The 18,457-nt window shown below is 71.9% G+C and carries 15 protein-coding genes and 1 riboswitch; of the genes, 4 read left to right on the top strand and 11 right to left on the bottom strand.

What is annotated here, in order from left to right; all coding sequences use genetic code 11:
• Positions 1-70: 70 nt before the first annotated feature.
• Positions 71-216: riboswitch (cobalamin riboswitch) on the bottom strand.
• Between the two features lie 94 nt (positions 217-310).
• The gene (locus ABH925_RS02615) at positions 311-571 is read right to left on the bottom strand and encodes a hypothetical protein (RefSeq protein ID WP_370145080.1); all 261 of its coding nucleotides are present in this window, start codon (positions 569-571) and stop codon (positions 311-313) included.
• A 229-nt stretch (positions 572-800) separates the two neighbouring features.
• Positions 801-2,267, bottom strand: coding sequence for an NAD(P)/FAD-dependent oxidoreductase (locus tag ABH925_RS02610; RefSeq protein WP_370145078.1), 1,467 nt, complete (start codon positions 2,265-2,267; stop codon positions 801-803).
• Between the two features lie 262 nt (positions 2,268-2,529).
• Here ABH925_RS02610 and ABH925_RS02605 point away from each other — a divergent pair, with 262 nt between their 5' ends.
• The 3 genes from ABH925_RS02605 (at position 2,530) to ABH925_RS02595 (ending at position 6,081) form a co-directional block, all read left to right on the top strand.
• Positions 2,530-3,645: an alpha/beta fold hydrolase gene (locus ABH925_RS02605; protein WP_370145076.1), complete on the top strand. Its 1,116-nt coding sequence runs from the start codon at positions 2,530-2,532 to the stop codon at positions 3,643-3,645.
• Between the two features lie 273 nt (positions 3,646-3,918).
• Positions 3,919-5,271, top strand: coding sequence for a hypothetical protein (locus ABH925_RS02600; RefSeq protein WP_370145074.1), 1,353 nt, complete (start codon positions 3,919-3,921; stop codon positions 5,269-5,271).
• A 318-nt stretch (positions 5,272-5,589) separates the two neighbouring features.
• Entirely contained in the window at positions 5,590-6,081 is a 492-nt protein-coding gene (locus ABH925_RS02595) for a MarR family winged helix-turn-helix transcriptional regulator (protein WP_370145072.1), read from the top strand.
• Between the two features lie 31 nt (positions 6,082-6,112).
• On the opposite strand, the gene ABH925_RS02590 is transcribed toward ABH925_RS02595, so the two are convergent.
• A complete protein-coding gene (locus ABH925_RS02590) occupies positions 6,113-7,117 on the bottom strand; it encodes an Lrp/AsnC family transcriptional regulator (RefSeq protein WP_370145071.1) in 1,005 nt (334 codons plus the stop codon).
• A 136-nt stretch (positions 7,118-7,253) separates the two neighbouring features.
• Between ABH925_RS02590 and ABH925_RS02585 the strand changes: the two genes are divergently transcribed.
• A complete protein-coding gene (locus ABH925_RS02585; RefSeq protein ID WP_370145070.1) occupies positions 7,254-8,816 on the top strand; it encodes an MFS transporter in 1,563 nt (520 codons plus the stop codon).
• A 91-nt stretch (positions 8,817-8,907) separates the two neighbouring features.
• Here ABH925_RS02585 and pssA read toward each other — a convergent pair whose 3' ends face one another.
• The 8 genes from pssA to ABH925_RS02545 all read right to left on the bottom strand — a co-directional run bounded on the left by pssA (position 8,908) and on the right by ABH925_RS02545 (position 18,418).
• Complete coding sequence (gene pssA / locus ABH925_RS02580) at positions 8,908-9,783, bottom strand: CDP-diacylglycerol--serine O-phosphatidyltransferase (protein ID WP_370145068.1); 876 nt, start codon at positions 9,781-9,783, stop codon at positions 8,908-8,910.
• Complete coding sequence (locus ABH925_RS02575; RefSeq protein ID WP_370145067.1) at positions 9,770-10,423, bottom strand: phosphatidylserine decarboxylase; 654 nt, start codon at positions 10,421-10,423, stop codon at positions 9,770-9,772. The genes pssA and ABH925_RS02575 overlap by 14 nt, the downstream gene beginning before the upstream one ends.
• A 416-nt stretch (positions 10,424-10,839) precedes the next feature.
• Positions 10,840-12,051, bottom strand: coding sequence for an acyl-CoA dehydrogenase family protein (locus tag ABH925_RS02570; protein ID WP_370145066.1), 1,212 nt, complete (start codon positions 12,049-12,051; stop codon positions 10,840-10,842).
• Positions 12,052-12,217: 166 nt separating this feature from the next.
• On the bottom strand, positions 12,218-12,730 hold the full coding sequence (locus ABH925_RS02565; RefSeq protein WP_370145064.1) for a MaoC family dehydratase: 513 nt from the start codon (positions 12,728-12,730) through the stop codon (positions 12,218-12,220).
• A 10-nt stretch (positions 12,731-12,740) separates the two neighbouring features.
• Positions 12,741-13,700: a CoA ester lyase gene (locus tag ABH925_RS02560; RefSeq protein ID WP_370145062.1), complete on the bottom strand. Its 960-nt coding sequence runs from the start codon at positions 13,698-13,700 to the stop codon at positions 12,741-12,743.
• Between the two features lie 61 nt (positions 13,701-13,761).
• Positions 13,762-15,813: a protein meaA gene (locus tag ABH925_RS02555; RefSeq protein ID WP_370145060.1), complete on the bottom strand. Its 2,052-nt coding sequence runs from the start codon at positions 15,811-15,813 to the stop codon at positions 13,762-13,764.
• A gap of 5 nt (positions 15,814-15,818) precedes the next feature.
• The gene (gene ccrA / locus ABH925_RS02550; RefSeq protein WP_370145058.1) at positions 15,819-17,156 is read right to left on the bottom strand and encodes a crotonyl-CoA carboxylase/reductase; all 1,338 of its coding nucleotides are present in this window, start codon (positions 17,154-17,156) and stop codon (positions 15,819-15,821) included.
• Between the two features lie 371 nt (positions 17,157-17,527).
• Positions 17,528-18,418, bottom strand: a complete 891-nt coding sequence (locus ABH925_RS02545; RefSeq protein ID WP_370145056.1) for a TetR family transcriptional regulator — start codon at positions 18,416-18,418, stop codon at positions 17,528-17,530.
• Between the last annotated feature and the right edge of the window lie 39 nt (positions 18,419-18,457).

The raw sequence follows: 18,457 nt of genomic DNA, 5'->3' as shown, positions 1-18,457 counted from the left end.
GCAGGGCAGCGCGCATGGCGTGGATGTCCTCACTCAGGGTCCGCGCCCTGGATCGACGAACCGGGGGCGAGAGTCTCCTGGCTTCCGGATCGACACGCTTCCGGGCCTTCCCGCAGCGGGTTGCCCCGCCGCCGTGGCCGTCGTTCGAAAGCGCTCCCCGGTGACAGTGGCGGGACCGCGCCGGACTCAGGGCGAACCCTTGCACCGGCTTCCTCTGCATGCCTCCGTTTGGCCATGCGATCCCACCACGCCGCCCGACCGACCGTCAACACGCACACCTGAGCGGTCGGTCACACGGCACAGCCGCACGTCAGGCGGCGGTGTCGCCGCTCTGCGGGCCGCTCGGCGGGAGCTGCTTCTGCTGCGGTGCGCGCACGATCCGCAGCAGCTCCACGCTGCCCTGCGCGACGGGACCGGGGACCGGCAGATCGCGTGCCATCTGACTGCGCACCACCTGGTCGGCGGGGCTGGTGGGCGGACTCAGGAAGTGGTCCTCGAACCAGGACATGCCCAGAATCACGACCAGTCCCAGTGGAGCCACGAGCAGGCAGAGCAGGACAGACATGGGCACCCCAAAGAGTCGAGTGCTGCGGTCTTCCGGTCACCCCCGGACTCAAGCCTGTGACACCGGCCGTCGATCCGCATCTCGGGGCGCACTCGTACGCCTACCCTCTGTCAGCCGTCCGCGCGCAACCCTTGCGCCGTACGGGTGAGGGTGCACGCCGCGTCCCGGCGTGCACCCCGGCGTGCCCTCTCGGCGGCCCGCCATGCCCCCGGGAACCGCCAGGCCCCGGGGACGGTCAGTGCCGTCCGGAGACCACGTCCGCGACCCGGGCGATGGGGGAGGTGGTGGCGCGCCCGCCGCGCTCCTGGCGGTCCGCCGCGTGGTACGCGGCGTACATGCCGTGCACGCCGATCCAGCGCAGCGGCTCCGGCTCCCAGCGGCGCACCTGGTGGCCCACCCAGGGCAGCCCGGTCAGCGCCGTGTCGCCGCCGGAGACGCCGTCCCGGCCGCCGGTCCCCTGCAACGCCAGATCCCGGAGCACCAGATCCCGTAGCGTCCTGGCGGCCAGGTTGGTGGTGGTGACGCCGCTGCCGACGTAGCCGCCGGCCAGGCCCAGGCCGGTGGCCCGGTCCAGCTCCACGGTGGAGCACCAGTCCCTGGGCACGCCCAGCACGCCCGACCAGGCGTGGTCGATCCGGGCCTCGCGGGCGGCCGGGAAGAAGTCGACCAGGATCGCCCGCAGCTGGTCCACGGTCCGCTGCGCGGTCAGGCCGTCGTTGTCGGTCCGGGAGCCGAAGCGGTACGGCACGCCGCGCCCGCCCAGCGCGATCCGGTCGTCCGCGGTGCGCTGCGCGTACATGTAGGCGTGGGCCATGTCGCCCAGGGTCTCCCGGCCGGCCCAGCCGGCCTGCTCCCAGAACGAGGCCGGCAGCGGCTCGGTGACCACCATCGACGAGTTCATCGGCAGCCAGGACCGCCGCTCGCCGCGCAGCGCCGAGGTGAAGCCCTCGGTGGCCCGCAGCACGAACCGCGCCGACACCGTCCCGCGCGCGGTCACCGCCCGGGCCGGGGCGCCGGAACCGCCGGGGACGATCTCGGTCACCGTGGTGCCCTCGTGGATGGTCACGCCCATGGCCTCGACCACCCGGGCCAGGCCCAGTACCAGCTTGGCGGGCTGGATCCGCGCCCCGTGCGGGGTCCAGCTGCCGCCGAGCGCGCCCGCCACGTCGATCCGGGCCGCCACCTTCCCGGCGTCCAGCAGTTCCACCTCGGTCTCGCCGAAGGCGTGCTCGCCGTCCACGTAACCGCGCAGCCGTCCGAGCTGCGCCGGGGTACGGGCCACCTCCAGCACCCCGCCCTTGACCACGTCCGCGTCGATGCCCTCGGCCTCGCAGACCGCGATGACCTCGTCCACGGCCGCGTTCATGGCCTGCTGCATCGCGACCGCCCCGGCCTTCCCGTGGCGGCGGGCGAACACGCCGCGCCCGGCGAAGCCGTTGTAGAGCCAGCCGCCGTTGCGCCCGGAGGCCCCGTACCCGCAGAACCGCTGCTCCAGAACGGTGATCCGCAGCCCCGGATCGGCCTTCTTGAGGTAGTACGCGGTCCACAGCCCGGTGTAGCCGCCGCCGACCACGACCACGTCGGCCTCGGCCGAGCCGTCGAGGGCGGGCCGGGGCTCGGGCAGCCCGATCGCCGAGTACCAGAACGAGACCCCGCCGTTGGCGGCTGGGAGGGACGGGGAGGACGTGGCCGTGGTGCCCACGGGAGACCTGCTTCCGGACCGGGAATGGTGCCCGGCACGCTACCCACGGCCCCGACCAGCGGCAATGCGCACAGTGTCAGGACTGGGTCGCGGAGTCGGACAGTCCGTCGGATGGCCGCGCACCGCTGGCGTGCGGTACCCGCCGGTACTGGGATGGAGCACAGCGGACGGGGTAGGCCGTTCCGTGGGACCGGGCGCCGCCCGGGACGGTACGGCCGGTGGACCGGACGGCCCGCGGGACCTGACACGGGGAGCGAGCGACATGCGTTGGGGAAGAGCAGCGGTCCTGGTCGCCGCCTCCGCCGTCGGAGCGGGCGCCGCCGCGCTGATCGTCGGGCGGGTGGTCTCCGACCTCTCGGTGCGCCCCAGGGGGGTGGCCCCGGCCGCGGCGGACGGCCTGCGCGTCCACTCCGTCGCCGCCGGGCAGGTGGAGCTGACCCGTGCCTGGGAGACCCAGCGGCCCGGCCGCTACGCCCTGGAGTGGCCCGGCGGCCGGGCCGTGGTGGGCGAGGTGCTGCAGACCGACCCGCAGAGCGTCTACCGGCGGCTGGAGAGCACCGAGGGCGCCACGCTGACCGTCGGCACCGCGGTCCGGATCACCCCGCAGGTCTACCGAGGCGACCCGCGAAGCGCGCTGGGGCTGGATTTCACCGAGGCCCGCGTACGCGGCGAGCTGGGCCCGATGCCGGCCTGGTACCTGCCCGGCGTACGCGACCTGGTCGTCATCGCGGTGCACGGCCCGGGCGGGGACCGGCAGCAGACCCTGCCGCTGCTGCCGCTGCTGAGCTCGCTCAAGGTGCCGGTGCTGGTGGTGACCTACCGCAACGACGAGGGCGCGCCGCGCTCGCCGGACGGCCTCGGCCACTTCGGCGAGACCGAGTGGCGGGACGTGGAGGCCGCGATCCGGCTGGCCGTGGACGGCGGCGCGACCCGGGTGCTGCTCTACGGCTGGTCCGTCGGCGCCACCATGGTGCTGCAGGCGGCGGCCCGGTCGGCCTGGCGCGAGACGGTCCGCGGCCTGGTGCTGGACTCGCCGGTGCTCGACTGGCAGAGCACGGTACGCCGCCAGGCCACCCGGCGCGGGGTGCCCACCGCGCTGGCCGAGCTCGGCGCCCGCGCCGCCGAGGGCCGCTCGCAGGTGGACCCCGCCGGAATCGACCGGCTGGCGCTCGGCGACGACCTCGACGTGCCGGTGCTGCTGCTGCACGGCACCGACGACACCGTCGCGCCGGTCGCCGCGTCCCGCCGACTCGCCCGGCGCCGTGAGGATCTGGTGCTCTACCAGGAATTCCCCGAGGCCGAGCACGAGGCGCTGTGGAACACCGACCCGGCTCGGTACGAAGAAGTGCTGAACCGGTTCCTCACCCCCCTCCTGTGACCCATCCGTCACCAATCCGGGACCCCGGCGACGCCGCCGCACCTGAGGATGTGACAACTGCCCTGCGGACGGGGAAGACTGCACGGCGTGACGTCCCGGAATTCGCGCGACCGTACCGGCCGACCCGAGATTTCTGGCCGACCCGAACGAAACGGCCAACCCGACACAGCGGGCCGACCGCAGGGCGGCACCGCGAGGGTGACCCGGCTGCCCTCGGCCGCGCGCACCCCGCAGGCCCGGCCTGCGACACCCCCTGCCCGCACCTCCCCACCCATGCGCTCCGGCGCGCAGAACCGCCGCACGCCACCGGCTGGACTGCCCGGACCCGCCCAACTCTCCCCGCTCGCCCGGCGACTGCTCGCCGACGCGGTGCGGATCGCCCGCTGGGCCGGCGAACTGCCCAACGTCGACCGGCGCGGTGACCTGCTCACCGACGATCTGGTCGCGGCCGGCCGGGCCCTGGCGATGACCCCGGCTCAGGCGATGGCCGCCTGGGAACGCGCCCGGCTCGCCGGACTGGTCGAGCTGCGCGGCAGCGGGGCCGGCCCGGGCTGGCGGCTGCACGCCTGGGAGCACGACGACGAGGCCGTGCTGCGCGGCTGGGCCGCGCTCTTCGACGCCTGGACGCTGCTCGTCCCGGTGCCGGACCGGGCGCTCACCGCGCTGGCCGGACTGGCCGTCGACCACGCCCCCCAGCTGCTGTCCTTCCTGCACCTGGTGCACGACCCGGTGCCGCTGACCGAACTGCTGGAACTGCTGCGCCGCGGCCTGGAGGAGCAGTGGCACGGCGGCGTGCACCCGGCCCTGGGCGCACCGGTCCCGCACGCGGCCTGGGCGATCTCGGCGGTGCGCGGCGACACCGCGCTGTCGCTGACGCTGACCCCGGGCCCGGCCGAGGCAGGCGCGGTGCTGGAGTGGATGCTGGACGGCTTCGCCGCGGTCGGCGCGCTGGTCCGCCGCGAGCAGCCGCAGGACGGCTACTGCGCGGAGCTCACCCCGCTGGGGCACTGGGCGGTCCGGGCCAAGCTGGAGGAGATCTGCACGGTCGCGCAGACCGCGGCCGGGCACATCGAGCAGTCGGCGCTGGAACTGCTGACCGCCTGCGCCCGCTACACCCCGGGACCGGCCCGCGCCGAGTACCGGGCCTGGCTGGCCGCCCGGCAGACCGACCGCGCGGTCGCCGACCTGCTGGGCGTGGCCCGGGGCGAGGACGCCCTGCTGCGCGGCTTGGCCTTCGAGGCGCTGCGGGTCGCCGGGCACCCGGCCGAACCCGCCGTCAGGGACTGCACGGAGGAGCCGCTGCTGCGCCCGTACGCGCTGCTGTGGCTCGCCGAGCAGAACGACGAGGGGGTGCTGCCCTCGGACGTCCTGGACCGGGACGACGCCGCCTGGCTCTGGGTGGACACCGGCGCGGCGGTGCTCGCGCACGGCGACACGGCCATGCTGGTGCGCCACGTCCAGGGCGCGGCGGACGGTGACCCCGTCCGCCTGTTCGCCCTCGCACGGAAGATCGGCCACCCCCGGGCGGGGCAGGTGCTGGCCGCGGTGGCCTCGGCGCATCCCGACCCCGGGGTCGCCCGGGCCGCGAGGCGCAGTGCGTTCAGCGTGCACGAGGGTGGGGGCTGAGCGGGGCGGACCGTTGCGGGGCGGGGGCTCTGTGGCCGGTGCACCTGGAAGGTGGGCTTGTCGCGCAGTTCCCCGCGCCCCCAGGCGTGTGGTGGGTTGCTGTGCTGCTGTCGGTCCGCCTTTGACGAGCCATCAGCTCCTGGGCCGCTGGCATAGGGTGGGCCGCCCGGTTTGGGGCGATTGCGGCATGGGTTCCACGCCCACAGACTGAGGTCCTGTACGGACCGGTGGAGCCCGTGCCGCTTTTGCGTGCGCCCGGGTGGCGTCTCGGCGGTTGCTAGTACGGTGTGGGGCAGCGGTCGAGGCCTGGAGGCGGACATGACAGACGAGAGCGGGATCAGCACGGCCGCCGAGGCGGTCGCGGACCCCCGGATCCAGGCCTTCGGCGTGCTGCTCACCACCGCCAACCGGCTGGAGCGCCTGCTCGGGTCGGTCATGGAGCGGGAGAGCGGGCTCAGCCACGCCATGTTCGAGGTGCTGCTGCTGCTCGCCGCCAAGCCGGAGGGGGCGCCGATGGGGGACCTGTCCCGGCGGCTGGTGCTGACCAGCGGCGGGGCGACCCGGTTGATCGACCGCATGATCGAGGCCGGCCTGGTCGCCCGCGCACGCTCCCGCGAGGACAAGCGGGTGCAGGTGGTCACCCTCACCGACGAGGGTGCCGCACGGCTGGTCGAGGCCGCCGGGCGGCACACCCGCGAGGTGGAGCGCCACGTCTTCGCCGTGCTCACCCCGGACCGGGCCGACGCGATGATCGAGTCCCTCGACCAGCTCGGCCGCCACGCCGCCGAAGCCCTGCCCCCGCTGGGCTGACCACGCCGACCCGGCGCGACGCGCGGTCCGCTCAGCCGCGGTGCCGGGCGGGCGCCGACTGCACGGGGTGCGGGGAGGGGCCCTTGACGGTCCGCATGATGGGGGTGGTCTCCAGCTGCCGGACGGCCGGGAGCGAGGCGATGCGGGTGGTCAGGTAGGTGTAGAGGGAGTGCATGTCCGGGCACATCGCCACCGCGTACAGGTTGGTGGCCCCGGTGGTGGCGCAGGCGTAGGCGATCTCCGGATGCCCGGCCAGCGCGGCCCCGGTCGCGGCCAGCTCGGACGGAGCGACCGAGAGCCACATCAGCACCCGGGCCTCCAGGCCGAACATCCGCTGGTCGTATTCCAGGTCGAAGTACAGCGCCCCGCTGCCCTGCAGCTCGGCCATCCGCCTGCGCACCGTGCTCGGAGACCAGCCGGTCGCCGTGGCCAGCGCCGCCAGTCCGGCGCGCCCGTCCCTGCCCAGCTCGGCCAGCAGCAGCCGGTCCTGCTCGTCCAGCCGCACCGGCGTCGCCGGGCGCGCGGGCGCGGGGCCCGGCGGCCGCAGCTCCCGCATCTGCTCCGCGCTGAGCACTCCGGACTTGTTGACCAGACTGAGCGAGCCGCCGAAGAAGGTGTGCATCACGCAGTGCGCCGAGACCGCCACCACGCTGGGGGTCCGCGGCAGCCGCTCCATCAGCAGCGCGTGCTCCTCCTCGCCGACCGCGGAGGTGCTGGAGCAGCTGATCTCGGTGCCGCCCGAGGTGAGACTGACCCAGCGGGTGTCCCCGCGCCGCGCCAGCGCCGCCGCCACCGCACCCGCCGCGTCCGGGGTGCAGCGCACCCGTACCACCCAGAACGTCTCTCCCACCGCCACCGGATCGGTCAGCCCGAGCACCCGCAGCATCCCCTGGGTGCGCAGCCGGGTGTAGCGGCGGGCGATGGTCTGGTCCGAGACGCCGAGAACCTCGGCGATCCGGCTGAACGGCTGCCGGCCGTCCAGCTGCAGCGCACTCACCAGCTGCCGGTCGATGGCGTCAACGGTGTGGGATTTCACCGTCCCAGGCTAGTCGATGTCGGTTTCTGCCGGGCTAGCTCGTCTGGCTGTGTCTGATCGGTCGTCGGACCGCACGATCTGCACAGTACCGAGACCCGCCCGTGGACAAGTCCGCACAGTTGAGGAAGCCGCAACCATGAACACCCCGACCACGCCACCGGAGACCGGTGTGCGCAAATGGATCCCGCTGGCCGCCATCTGCCTGGGCACCTTCATGCTGCTGGTGGACGTCAGCATCGTGAACGTCGCCCTGCCCGCCATGGCCGACGACCTGCACTCCTCGTTCACCTCGCTGCAGTGGGTGGTGGACATGTACGCGCTGGTCCTCGCCGCCCTGCTGATGCTGGTCGGCGCCCTGGGCGACCGGCTCGGGCACCGCCGCCTCTACCTGATCGGCCTGCTCGTCTTCGCCGCCGCCTCGCTGGCCTGCGGCCTCGCCCCCAACGCCGGGACGCTGATCGCGGCCCGCGCCGCGCAGGGCCTGGGTGGCGCGGCGATGCTGACCTCCACCACCTCGCTGCTCAACGCCGCCTACCAGGGCCGGGACCGGGGCACCGCGTTCGGGGTCTGGGGCGCGGTCTCGGGCGGCGCCGCAGCACTCGGCCCGGTTCTGGGCGGGCTGCTCACCGAGCAGTTCAACTGGCGGGCGATCTTCATGGTCAACCTGCCGGTGGCCGCTCTCGCCCTGGTGATGACACTGCGCCGGCTCCGCGCCGACCAGGGCCGGGCCAGGGGCCGGCTGGACCACCTCGGCGCGCTCGCCTTCACCGTCTTCGCCGGCGCGCTGGTCTACGGCCTGATCGAGAGCGGGGACCGGGGCTGGGGCAGCGGCACGGTGCTGACCGCGCTGGCCGTGGCGGTGCTCGCGCTGCTGGCCTTCCTGCTGGTCGAGCGGAGCACCGAACACCCGCTGCTGGACCTGGCCCTGCTGCGCAACCGCAGCTTCGTCGGCCTCACCACGGCCGCGCTGCTGCTGAACGCGGCGGCGTTCGCGCACCTCACCTACACCTCGATCTGGCTGCAGTCGGTGCTCGGCCTGAGCCCGGTCCAGGCCGGTCTGACCGTCTGCCCGCTTGCGCTGGCCTCGCTGCTGGTGGCCCTGAACAGCGGACGCCTGTTCCACCGGATGGCGCCGCAGCTCCCGATCGGCATCGGTCTGCTGCTGGTCGGCGCGGGTGCGCTGCTGATGACCACGGTCTCGGCGGCCTCCGGCTGGGCGTCGGTGCTGCCCGGCCTGATCGTCACCGGGCTCGGGGTGGGCACGGCCACGCCCATCATGATGTCCGCGGCGCTGGGCACGGTCCCCCGGGACCGCGTGGGCATGGCCAGCGGCGCCGTCAACACCGGCCGCCAGCTCGGCTACGCCCTGGGCATCGCCGTACTCGGCACCGTGTTCGCCGACCGCCTGCAGACCTATGTGGCTGCGAGCGGCCGCGTGGCCGATCCGCACGCGGCAGCCTCGGCGCTCGGCGGCGGCCGGGCGGGGGCACTGGTCGCGGCCGCCCCGGAGCAGCAGCGCGCCGGGCTGGAGCACCTGGTGCACGCGGCCTTCGCCACCGGCCTGGACCGCGTCTACCTGGTAGCCGGCCTCACCGGCCTCACCGCCGGCCTCCTGGTACTCACCCTCGTCCGCCGGGGCCCTGCCCCCACCCAGGAAAGCCGTCCGACGCCCAAGCCGCAGACTGCAGCCGTCCGGTAGTTGCAACCACACAGGGGCGCGGGGAACTGCGCTGCCAACCATCTACGATCCGCACAGATGGCAGCACAGTTCCCCGCGCCCCTCAAAACGTTCAGCTAGCCCGCGACTCCGCCCGCCGCGCCCGAACGTCACCGACCTTGCGGCGAATAACCATGAGCGGAGCCATCAGCGCCAGCGCCACCTGCAGGCTCGCGCCGATCTGCAGCAGCGTGTGCCCGCCGGGCAGCCCCATCGCCCAGGCTGCCAGGCAGCCCATGCTGACCACGATCCAGCAGAGCGTGGCCGTGGCCAGCACCCCGTGCGGCTTGGGGTACTCCACCCGGCTCACCATCAGTGCCGCGACCGCGACGATCCCCAGCACGGCCGGGATGAACGGCGGGTTCAGCAGCACGATCGAGATCACCGTGAGCGCGCCCATCGGGCACGGCATGCCCTGGAACACCCCTGGTCGCATGGTGGTGCAGGAGAACCGGGCCAGCCGCAGCACCACCGCCAGCAGCACCATGATCGCGATCCCCGCGGAGATCCGCTGGTGCGCGCCGCCGGTGACCATGCCCCAGACCACCACGAAGTAGGCGGGGGCGATGCCGAAGCTGATCAGGTCGGCCAGGTTGTCCAGTTCGGCGCCCAGCGCCGAGGAGCGGAGCTTGCGCGCCACCAGGCCGTCGAACAGGTCGAACATCGAGCCGACGAGGATCAGCGTCACCGCCGTGGCCGCGCTGCGGCGGTCGCCGGAGGTTGCCTCGCCGGTGAGGTGCGGGATGAGCACGCCGGTGGTGGTGCAGTAGATCGCCAGGAAGCCGCAGACGGCGTTGCCCAGCGTGAACATGTCGGCGGTGGAGAGGTGCTGCGGCGACCGGGGCGCGCGCATCTCGCGGTCCCGTGCCCAGCGCAGTCGCCGGGCGGTGCCGTCCGAGTCCTCAGGTTCTCCGGACTCCTGCAGCGTCTCCGGGTCAGTCACGGTCAAGACGAGTCACCCCAGCCGTGGTCCGCTCGCCGATCCGCACGCCGGGCTCGACGCCCGCCGGAAGGTAGGTGTCGACCCGCGAGCCGAAACGGATCAGGCCGATCCGCTCGCCCTGGTCGACCTTGGTGCCGGCCGGGACGTAGGGGATGATGCGGCGCGCGACGGCCCCGGCGATCTGGACCATCTCGATGTCGCCCAGTTCGGTGTCGAAGTGCCAGACCACTCGCTCGTTGCGGTCGCTGTCCTTGTTGAAGGCAGGGACGAAGCCGCCGGCGATGTGCTCGACCGAGGTCACCGTACCGCTCAGCGGCGCACGGTTGACGTGCACATTGAGCGGACTCATGAAGATGGCCACTCTGGTCCGGCCGTCGGGCCAGGCGTCGATGCTCTGCACCACGCCGTCGGCCGGACAGATCACCCGCCCCTGGCTGATGGCACGCTCGGGGTCACGGAAGAACCAGAGCATCCCCGCACCCAGCGCGGTGGCGGGGACCGCCGCGAGGGCCCACGTGCCGTTGCGCCGGGTGAGGGCGGAGCAGGCGGCAGCGGTGAGCAGGGTGGGGGCGAGCCAGGGCGAGGCGCCTCGTGCCAGCCTGACACGGGGACGGTTCGCGGATCGTGGGGACGGACTGAGGGGCATCGAAGACCTTTGTCGCGGGGGCCCGGGAACGGTTGGCACCGGAGAGTACCGGTACGGGTGACCGCGCGAGGGGCCGCGTGATCGAGGGGTTCGGGGACGTGGCTGTCCTCGGGGGATGCTATCGGCAGCGGGCGGTGCCTGGGCAACCATCGGGTGTCCGGAGAACCGCCTACGGCTCTTCCTCCTACCCTCGAAAGTAGGCCCCCTGACCCCGGCAGGCCAAGGGCTTCGGCGGAACGGTGACAACTCTCTCAGACATGGTCAGCAAGCCCGCACCGCCCAATGGGGGGCGTGCGAAGCACGCAGTGCGCCGGTGGCAGCGTCCCTGTGGATCATAGTGGGAGCCGCGCCGCTGCCGGTACGCCGAGATCGGCCGGAAGTCGTACCCCCGGCCGAATCCCGTCCATCGCCCGCGATCACTCGCTGAGGCGGTACTCCTCCAGCAGCCGGCGGCCGATGATCATCTTCTGGATCTCCGCAGTACCCTCACCGATCAGCAGCATCGGGGCCTCCCGGTAGAGCCGCTCGATCTCGTACTCCTTGGAGAAGCCGTAACCGCCGTGGATCCGGAACGAGTCCTCGACGACCTCCTTGCAGTACTCGGAGGCCAGGTACTTGGCCATGCCGGCTTCGAGGTCGTTGCGCTGGCCGGAGTCCTTCTTGCGGGCCGCCATGATCATCATCTGGTGCGCGGCCTCGACCTTGGTGGCCATCTCGGACAGCTTGAACTGGATCGCCTGGTGCTCGGCGATCTTCTTGCCGAAGGTGGACCGCTGCTGCGCGTAGCGGATCCCCAGCTCGAAGGCCCGCTGGGCGACACCGCAGCCACGGGCGGCGACGTTGACCCGGCCCACCTCGACGCCGTCCATCATCTGGTAGAAGCCGCGGCCGGAGACCCCGCCCAGCACCATGTCCGCGGGGACCCTGACGTCCTCCAGGATCATCTCGGTGGTGTCGACGCCCTTGTAGCCCATCTTCTCGATCTTGCCGGGGATGGTCAGCCCGGGGACCGTCTCGTTCGGGCCGAAGCCCGGGGTCTTCTCGATCAGGAAGGTGGTCATCGACTTGTGCGGGGCCGCACCCTCCGGCTGGCCCTCGTCGGTCCGGCAGAGCACCGCGACCAGGGTGGAGGTGCCACCGTTGGTCAGCCACATCTTCTGGCCGTTGATGACGTAGTCGTCGCCGTCGCGGACGCCCCTGGTCCGGATCGCGCCCACGTCCGAGCCCAGGCCCGGCTCGGACATCGAGAACGCGCCGCGGACCTCACCGGTGGCCATCCGGGGCAGGAAGTGGTCCTTCTGCGCCTGGGTGCCGTGCTGGGCCAGCATGTAGGCCACGATGAAGTGGGTGTTCACGATGCCGGACACCGACATCCAGCCGCGGGCGATCTCCTCGACCACCAGCGCGTAGGTGAGCAGCGACTCGCCGAGCCCGCCGTACTCCTCCGGGATCATGAGCCCGAAGAGGCCCATCTCCTTCATCCCCTCGACGATGGCCGCGGGGTACTCGTCCCGGTGCTCCAGCTCGGTGGCGACCGGAATGATCTCCTTGTCGACAAAGCTCCGCACCGTGGCGAGGATGTCCTGCTGGATCTCGGTGAGACCTTCGGTCTGGGCGAGGCGTCCCATCTGGCTACTCCGTGTCTGGGGGGAAGGTGCCCCGCAGCCGTGGCAGTAGCCACGGGGCACCCCGTCTGAGGGAGGGGAAAAAAATCGGTGGATCAGTAGGCAACGCCTCAGGGGCGCGAGGAACTGCGCGACAAGCCACCCAGGGCCCGCACCGTTCCGCGAACGCTCACGCCCGGTGCGGCAAAGGTTCGGGACGACCAGGCTGCTCCCCGCCGCGCTCCTTGATATACGTCTCCGTAGGAACCATCACCTTGCGACGGAACACGCAGACCACGGTGCCGTCCTGCTTGTAGCCCTTGGTCTCGACATGGACGATGCCCCGGTCCGTCTTGGACTTGGACGGCGTCTTGTCCAGCACCACCGTCTCGCCGTAGATGGTGTCGCCGTGGAACGTCGGCGCGATGTGCTTCAGCGACTCGACCTCCAGGTTGGCGATGGCCTTCCCGGAGACGTCCGGCACCGACATGCCCAGCAGCAGCGAGTAGATGTAGTTGCCGACGACGACGTTCCGGCCGAAGTCGGTGGTCTTCTCGGCGTAGTTGCTGTCCATGTGCAGCGGGTGGTGGTTCATGGTGAGCAGACAGAACAGGTGGTCGTCGTACTCGGTGACGGTCTTCCCGGGCCAGTGCTTGTAGACCGCGCCGACCTCGAACTCCTCGTAGGTGCGTCCGAACTGCATCGCGTGGTCCTCAGCTTTCCGGAATCTCGAACTTGGTGGTCCGCTGCATCCCCGCCGCGCGGCCCTTGCCGGAGATGACCAGGGCCATCTTCCGCGAGGCCTCGTCGATCATCTCGTCGCCGAGCATCGCCGAGCCCTTCTTGCCGCCGGCCTCGCTGGTGCACCAGTCGTAGGCGTCCAGGATCAGCTCGGCGTGGTCGTAGTCCTCCTGGGAGGGGGAGTAGACCTCGTTGGCGGCGTCGACCTGGCCGGGGTGCAGCACCCACTTGCCGTCGAAGCCGAGGGCGGCGGAGCGGCCGGCCACCGCGCGGTAGCCGTCCACGTTCTTGATCTGCAGGTAGGGGCCGTCGATGGCCTGCAGGTCGTTGGCGCGGGCCGCCATCAGGATGCGCATCAGGATGTAGTGGTACGCGTCGGCGTCGTAGCCGGGCGGCTGCTCGCCGACGACCAGGGACTTCATGTTGATGGAGGCCATGAAGTCGGCCGGGCCGAAGATGATGGTCTCCAGCCGGGGCGAGGCCTCGGCGATGGCGTCCACGTTGATCAGGCCCTTGGCGTTCTCGATCTGCGCCTCGATGCCGATCTTGCCGACCTCGAAGCCCATGGTCTTCTCGATCTGGGTGAGCAGCAGGTCGAGCGCGACGATCTGCTGCGCGTCCTGGACCTTGGGCAGCATGATGCAGTCCAGGTTCTGCCCGGCCCCCTCGACCACGGTGACCACGTCGCGGTAGGTCCAGTGCGTGGTCCAGTCGTTGACCCGGACCACGCGGGTCTTGCCGCTCCAGTCGCCGGTGTTCAGCGCGTCCACGATGGTGTGGCGGGCGCCCTCCTTGGCCAGCGGCGCGCAGGCGTCCTCCAGGTCCAGGAAGACCTGGTCGGCGGGCAGGCCCTGGGCCTTCTCCAGGAAGCGCGGGTTGCTGCCCGGCACGGCCAGGCAGGAGCGTCGGGGGCGGAGACGGTTGACGGTCATGGATCCTCTTCGTTCGTGGGGGCGGGCTGGGTCGCTGGTGCCGACTCTGCTGGTGCCGACTCTAGGGCGCGGCGGGGAGGCGTCCCGGCCTGCCGGTTCGATCAGGCGCCGTGAGCCGGGGTTCGAGTCCGTGGGCCCGGCGGATCTCGTCGACGATCCGGCCGATGATGGTGGTGATGCCGAAGTCCTTGGGCGTGAACACCGCGGCCACGCCCTCGGCGAGCAGCGTCTGCTCGTCCGCCGCCGGGATGATCCCGCCGACGACCACGGGCACGTCCTCGACCCCGGCCCGGCGCAGCCGGCTGAGTACGTCGGGGACCAGCGCGGCGTGCGCGCCGGAGAGGATCGACAGCCCCACGCAGTGCACGTCCTCGGCCACGGCCGCGGCGGTGATCTGCTCGGGGGTGAGCCGGATGCCCTGGTAGACGACCTCGAAGCCGGCGTCCCTGGCCCGGACCGCGATCTGCTCGGCGCCGTTGGAGTGCCCGTCCAGGCCGGGCTTGCCGACCAGCAGCCGCAGCTTGCCCGCGCCCAGCTCCTCGGCGGTGGCGCGCACGTACTCGCGGACGGCCAGCAGCTCGGCGCCGCTGTCGCCGGTGAGGGTGCCGGTGATCGGGGCGCCGCCGACGCCGGTGGGGGCCCGGTACTCGCCGAAGACGTCGCGCAGCGCCTGCGACCACTCGCCGGTGGTCACGCCCGCGCGGACGCAGTCCAGCGTGGCGGGCATCAGGTTCGCCTCGGTGACGGCCTGGCGCTTGAGCTCGGCGAGGGCGGCCTGCGCCGCCTCCTCGTCGCGCTGCTTGCGCCACTGGGCGAAGGCGTCCACCACGGCCCGCTCGGAGGCCGGGTCCACCTGCATGATCGCGGTGTCCAGGTCGGCGGTGAGCGGGCTGGGCTCGGTGGTCTCGAAGCAGTTGACGCCGATGACCTTGTCCTCGCCGGACTCGATCCGGCCGCGCCGCTCGGCGTGCGAGGCCACCAGCGCCGCCTTGAGGTAGCCGGACTCGACGGCAGGAATCACGCCGCCCATCTCCAGCACCTTGTCGATCTCCTTGGTCGCGCCCTCGACCAGCTCGACGACCTTGGCCTCGACCACGTGCGAACCGTCGAACAGGTCGCCGTACTCCAGCAGGTCCGACTCGTAGGCCAGCACCTGCTGGATCCGCAGCGACCACTGCTGGTCCCAGGGCCGGGGCAGGCCCAGCGCCTCGTTCCAGGCCGGCAGCTGGACGGCGCGGGCGCGGGCGTCCTTGGACAGCGTGACGGCGAGCATCTCCAGCACGATGCGCTGGACGTTGTTCTCCGGCTGCGCCTCGGTCAGGCCCAGCGAGTTGACCTGGACCCCGTAGCGGAAGCGGCGCTGCTTGGGGTCGGTGATGCCGTAGCGCTCGCGGGTGACGGTGTCCCAGATCCGGCCGAAGGCGCGGAGCTTGCACATCTCCTCGACGAAGCGGACGCCCGCGTTCACGAAGAAGGAGATCCGCGCGACCACGTCGCCCATCCGCTCCGGCGGCAGCTGGCCGCTGTCGCGGACCGCGTCCAGGATGGTGATCGCGGTGCACATGGCGAACGCGAGCTCCTGGACCGGCGTGGCCCCGGCCTCCTGCAGGTGGTAGCTGCAGATGTTGATCGGGTTCCACTTGGGGATGTTCGCCACGGTGTAGGCGATCATGTCCGTGGTCAGCCGGACGCTGGGGCCGGGCGGGAAGACGTGCGTCCCGCGCGACAGGTACTCCTTGACGATGTCGTTCTGGGTGGTTCCGGTGAGCATCGCGATGTCCGCGCCCTGCTCCTCCGCGACGACCTGGTACATCGCCAGCAGCCACATGGCCGTGGCGTTGATCGTCATGGAGGTGTTGGTGCGCTCCAGCGGGATGCCGTCGAACAGCGCCCGCATGTCGCCGAGATGGCTGACCGGGACGCCGACCCGGCCGACCTCGCCGTTGGCCAGCACGTGGTCCGGGTCGTAGCCGGTCTGGGTCGGCAGGTCGAAGGCGACCGACAGGCCGGTCTGACCCTTCGCCAGGTTCCGGCGGTAGAGCGCGTTGGACGCGGTCGCGGACGAGTGCCCGGCGTACGTCCGCATCAACCAGGGGCGGTCTCGCTCAGCCATCGTTCTCATTCCCCCCGGAAGCGATTGATGGCCGGCAGGTGCTTGGCGCGCAGCTCCGCGTCGCGGACGCCCAGGCCTTCGCGCGGGGCCAGGCAGAGCACGCCGACCTTGCCCTGGTGCTTGTTGTGGTGGACGTCCAGCGCGGCCTGGCCGGTCTCCTCCAGGGTGTAGGTCTTCGACAGCGTCGGGTGGATCTTGCCCTTGGCGATCAGGCGGTTCGCCTCCCAGGCCTCGCGGTAGTTGGCGAAGTGCGAGCCGACGATGCGCTTCAGCGACATCCACAGGTAGCGGTTGTCGTACTGGTGCATGTACCCGCTGGTGGAGGCGCAGGTGACGATGGTGCCGCCCTTGCGGGTGACGTAGACGCTGGCGCCGAAGGTCTCCCGGCCGGGGTGTTCGAAGACGATGTCGACGTCCTCACCGCCGGTCAGCTCGCGGATCTTCCCGCCCAGGCGCTTCCACTCGCGCGGGTCCTGGTTGTGCTCGTCCTTCCAGAACTTGAAGCCCTCGGCGCTGCGGTCGATGATCGCCTCGGCGCCCATCGCCCGGCAGATGTCGGCCTTGGCGTCGTTGGAGACCACGCAGATCGGGGTGGCGCCGCCGGCCAGCGCGTACTGGGTCGCGTAGGAGCCGAGGCCGCCGCTGGCGCCCCAGATCAGCACGTTGTCCCCCTGCTTCATGCCGGCCCCGTTGCGGCTGACCAGCTGCCGGTAGGCGGTGGAGTTCACCAGGCCCGGCGACGCCGCCTCCTCCCAGGTGAGGTGCTGCGGCTTGGGCATCAGCTGGTTGGACTTGACCAGGGCGATCTCGGCCAGGCCGCCGAAGTTGGTCTCGAAGCCCCAGATCCGCTGCTCGGGGTCGAGCATGGTGTCGTTGTGGCCGTCGGCGCTCTCCAGCTCCACGCTGAGGCAGTGCGCGACGACCTCGTCGCCGGGCTTCCAGGCGTGCACGCCGGGACCGGTCCGCAGCACCACGCCGGCCAGGTCCGAACCCACCACGTGGTACGGCAGGTTGTGGCGCGCGGTCTCCGGCGAGAGCTTCCCGTAGCGCTCCAGGAAGCTGAAGGTGGACACCGGCTCGAAGATCGAGCTCCACACCGTGTTGTAGTTCACCGCGCTGGCCATCACCGCGACCAGGGCCTCGCCCGGGCCCAGCTCGGGCACGGCGATCTCGTCCAGGTGCAGGGACTTGCGCGGGTCCTTGTCGCGGCTGTCCAGCCCGGCGAACATCTGCTCGTCGTCCTTGTGGAGCGTGACCGCCCGGTAGGACTCGGGGACGCTGAGCGCGGCGAAGTCGGCCGGGCTCGCGTCCTCGCTGACGATCGCTTCGAGGATTTCCTTCATGGTTGCCTCCGGAGGCTTCCCCGCTGAGGGGAGCGGGGACGTCTGTTGGGGGTACCGGGAGCGGACACCGGTGGTGAGAGGGGAAGTTTTTACGCGCTTCAGTCGCTGGGGTGGGGCTGCTGCCGATCGTCCGCGCAGGGGTGTCGCACGGACCCTGGACATGGCGCGCCAGGGTGGGGAGCCGCGGCGCCGCGACCAGTGGGTAACAACGTACTGGCACGCTGTGCCACTCGTAAAGACACTGCGTGCCATCATTTTCACCCCAGGACACGTGAGCGTCATCACGTCGCAACACCTACCCCAGGAGACACCACAGGCCCACCCCGACGCGCCGGGGTGGGCCTGACTTCCACGCGTATGCTGACCTGCGGTTACCGGCCTCCGCCGGCGCCCAGGGCGGCCCGGATGCTCTGCAGCACCTCGTCCAGCGGGGCGTCCGTACGGGCCACCGTGATCAGTACCTCGCCCGAGGGGGTGGCACTCACGGCACTCTCCACGGCACTGCTGAGGGTCTCCGCGACCCGCCCGCCGACCTGCTGCGTGGCACTGCGTGCCAGCTGTGGTGCCGTCTCGGTGCGGCTCGGCGCGTCGCCCCAGAAAGTCCGCCGGATCACCTCGAAGGCGTGGTCCAGCTGCGGCTCCACCTCCCCGTTCCCGCCGGAGCGCAGCCAGCGCCGCAGCACGTGGTTGTGCGCCGCGACCACCGCTGCCGCCGACACCTCCGCGAGCATCGCGTCGTCACCGACCCCGCGCTCCCAGCCGCCCGAGGACTGGCCGGCCGTGTCGAACCGCCCCAGCAGATAACGGGTGAACAGCCGCTCGTAGCGGGCCACCACCGCGATCTCGCGCTCGCGCAGCGTGGGCACCTGGCGGATCAGCCGGTAGCGGGCCACCGAGACGCCCGGAGTCGCCGCGTACATCCGCAGCACCTCCTTGATGCCCCGGCAGACCACGTCCAGCGGGTGCTCCGCCGGATCCGCCCCGGCGAGCAGGTCCGCGACCCGGATCAGGGTGTCGTCGTGGTCCGGGAAGATCGCCTCCTCCTTGGACCGGAAATAGCGGAAGAACGTCCGCCGGGCGACGCCCGCGGCGGCCGCGATCTGGTCGACCGTGGTCTCCTCGTAGCCCTGGTTCGCGAACAGCTCCATCGCCGCGGCCGCGAGGTCCTGGCGCATCTGCTGCCGCTGCGCCGTCACCCGGCGCGGGGCGGCCCCGTTCGCCTGCTCCACCTGCTGTCCCGCCTGCCCTTCTGCCCCGGTCATGTCGGGAACGCTACACGCCGCGCAGGCCCGTACGGGCAC

The sequence above is a fragment of the Streptacidiphilus sp. EB129 genome (assembly GCF_041262645.1).
In the GTDB taxonomy this organism is placed as follows: Bacteria; Actinomycetota; Actinomycetes; order Streptomycetales; family Streptomycetaceae; genus Streptacidiphilus.
Note: the sequence above shows the minus strand (reverse complement) of the source record. Positions and strands in the feature narration are given on the sequence as shown.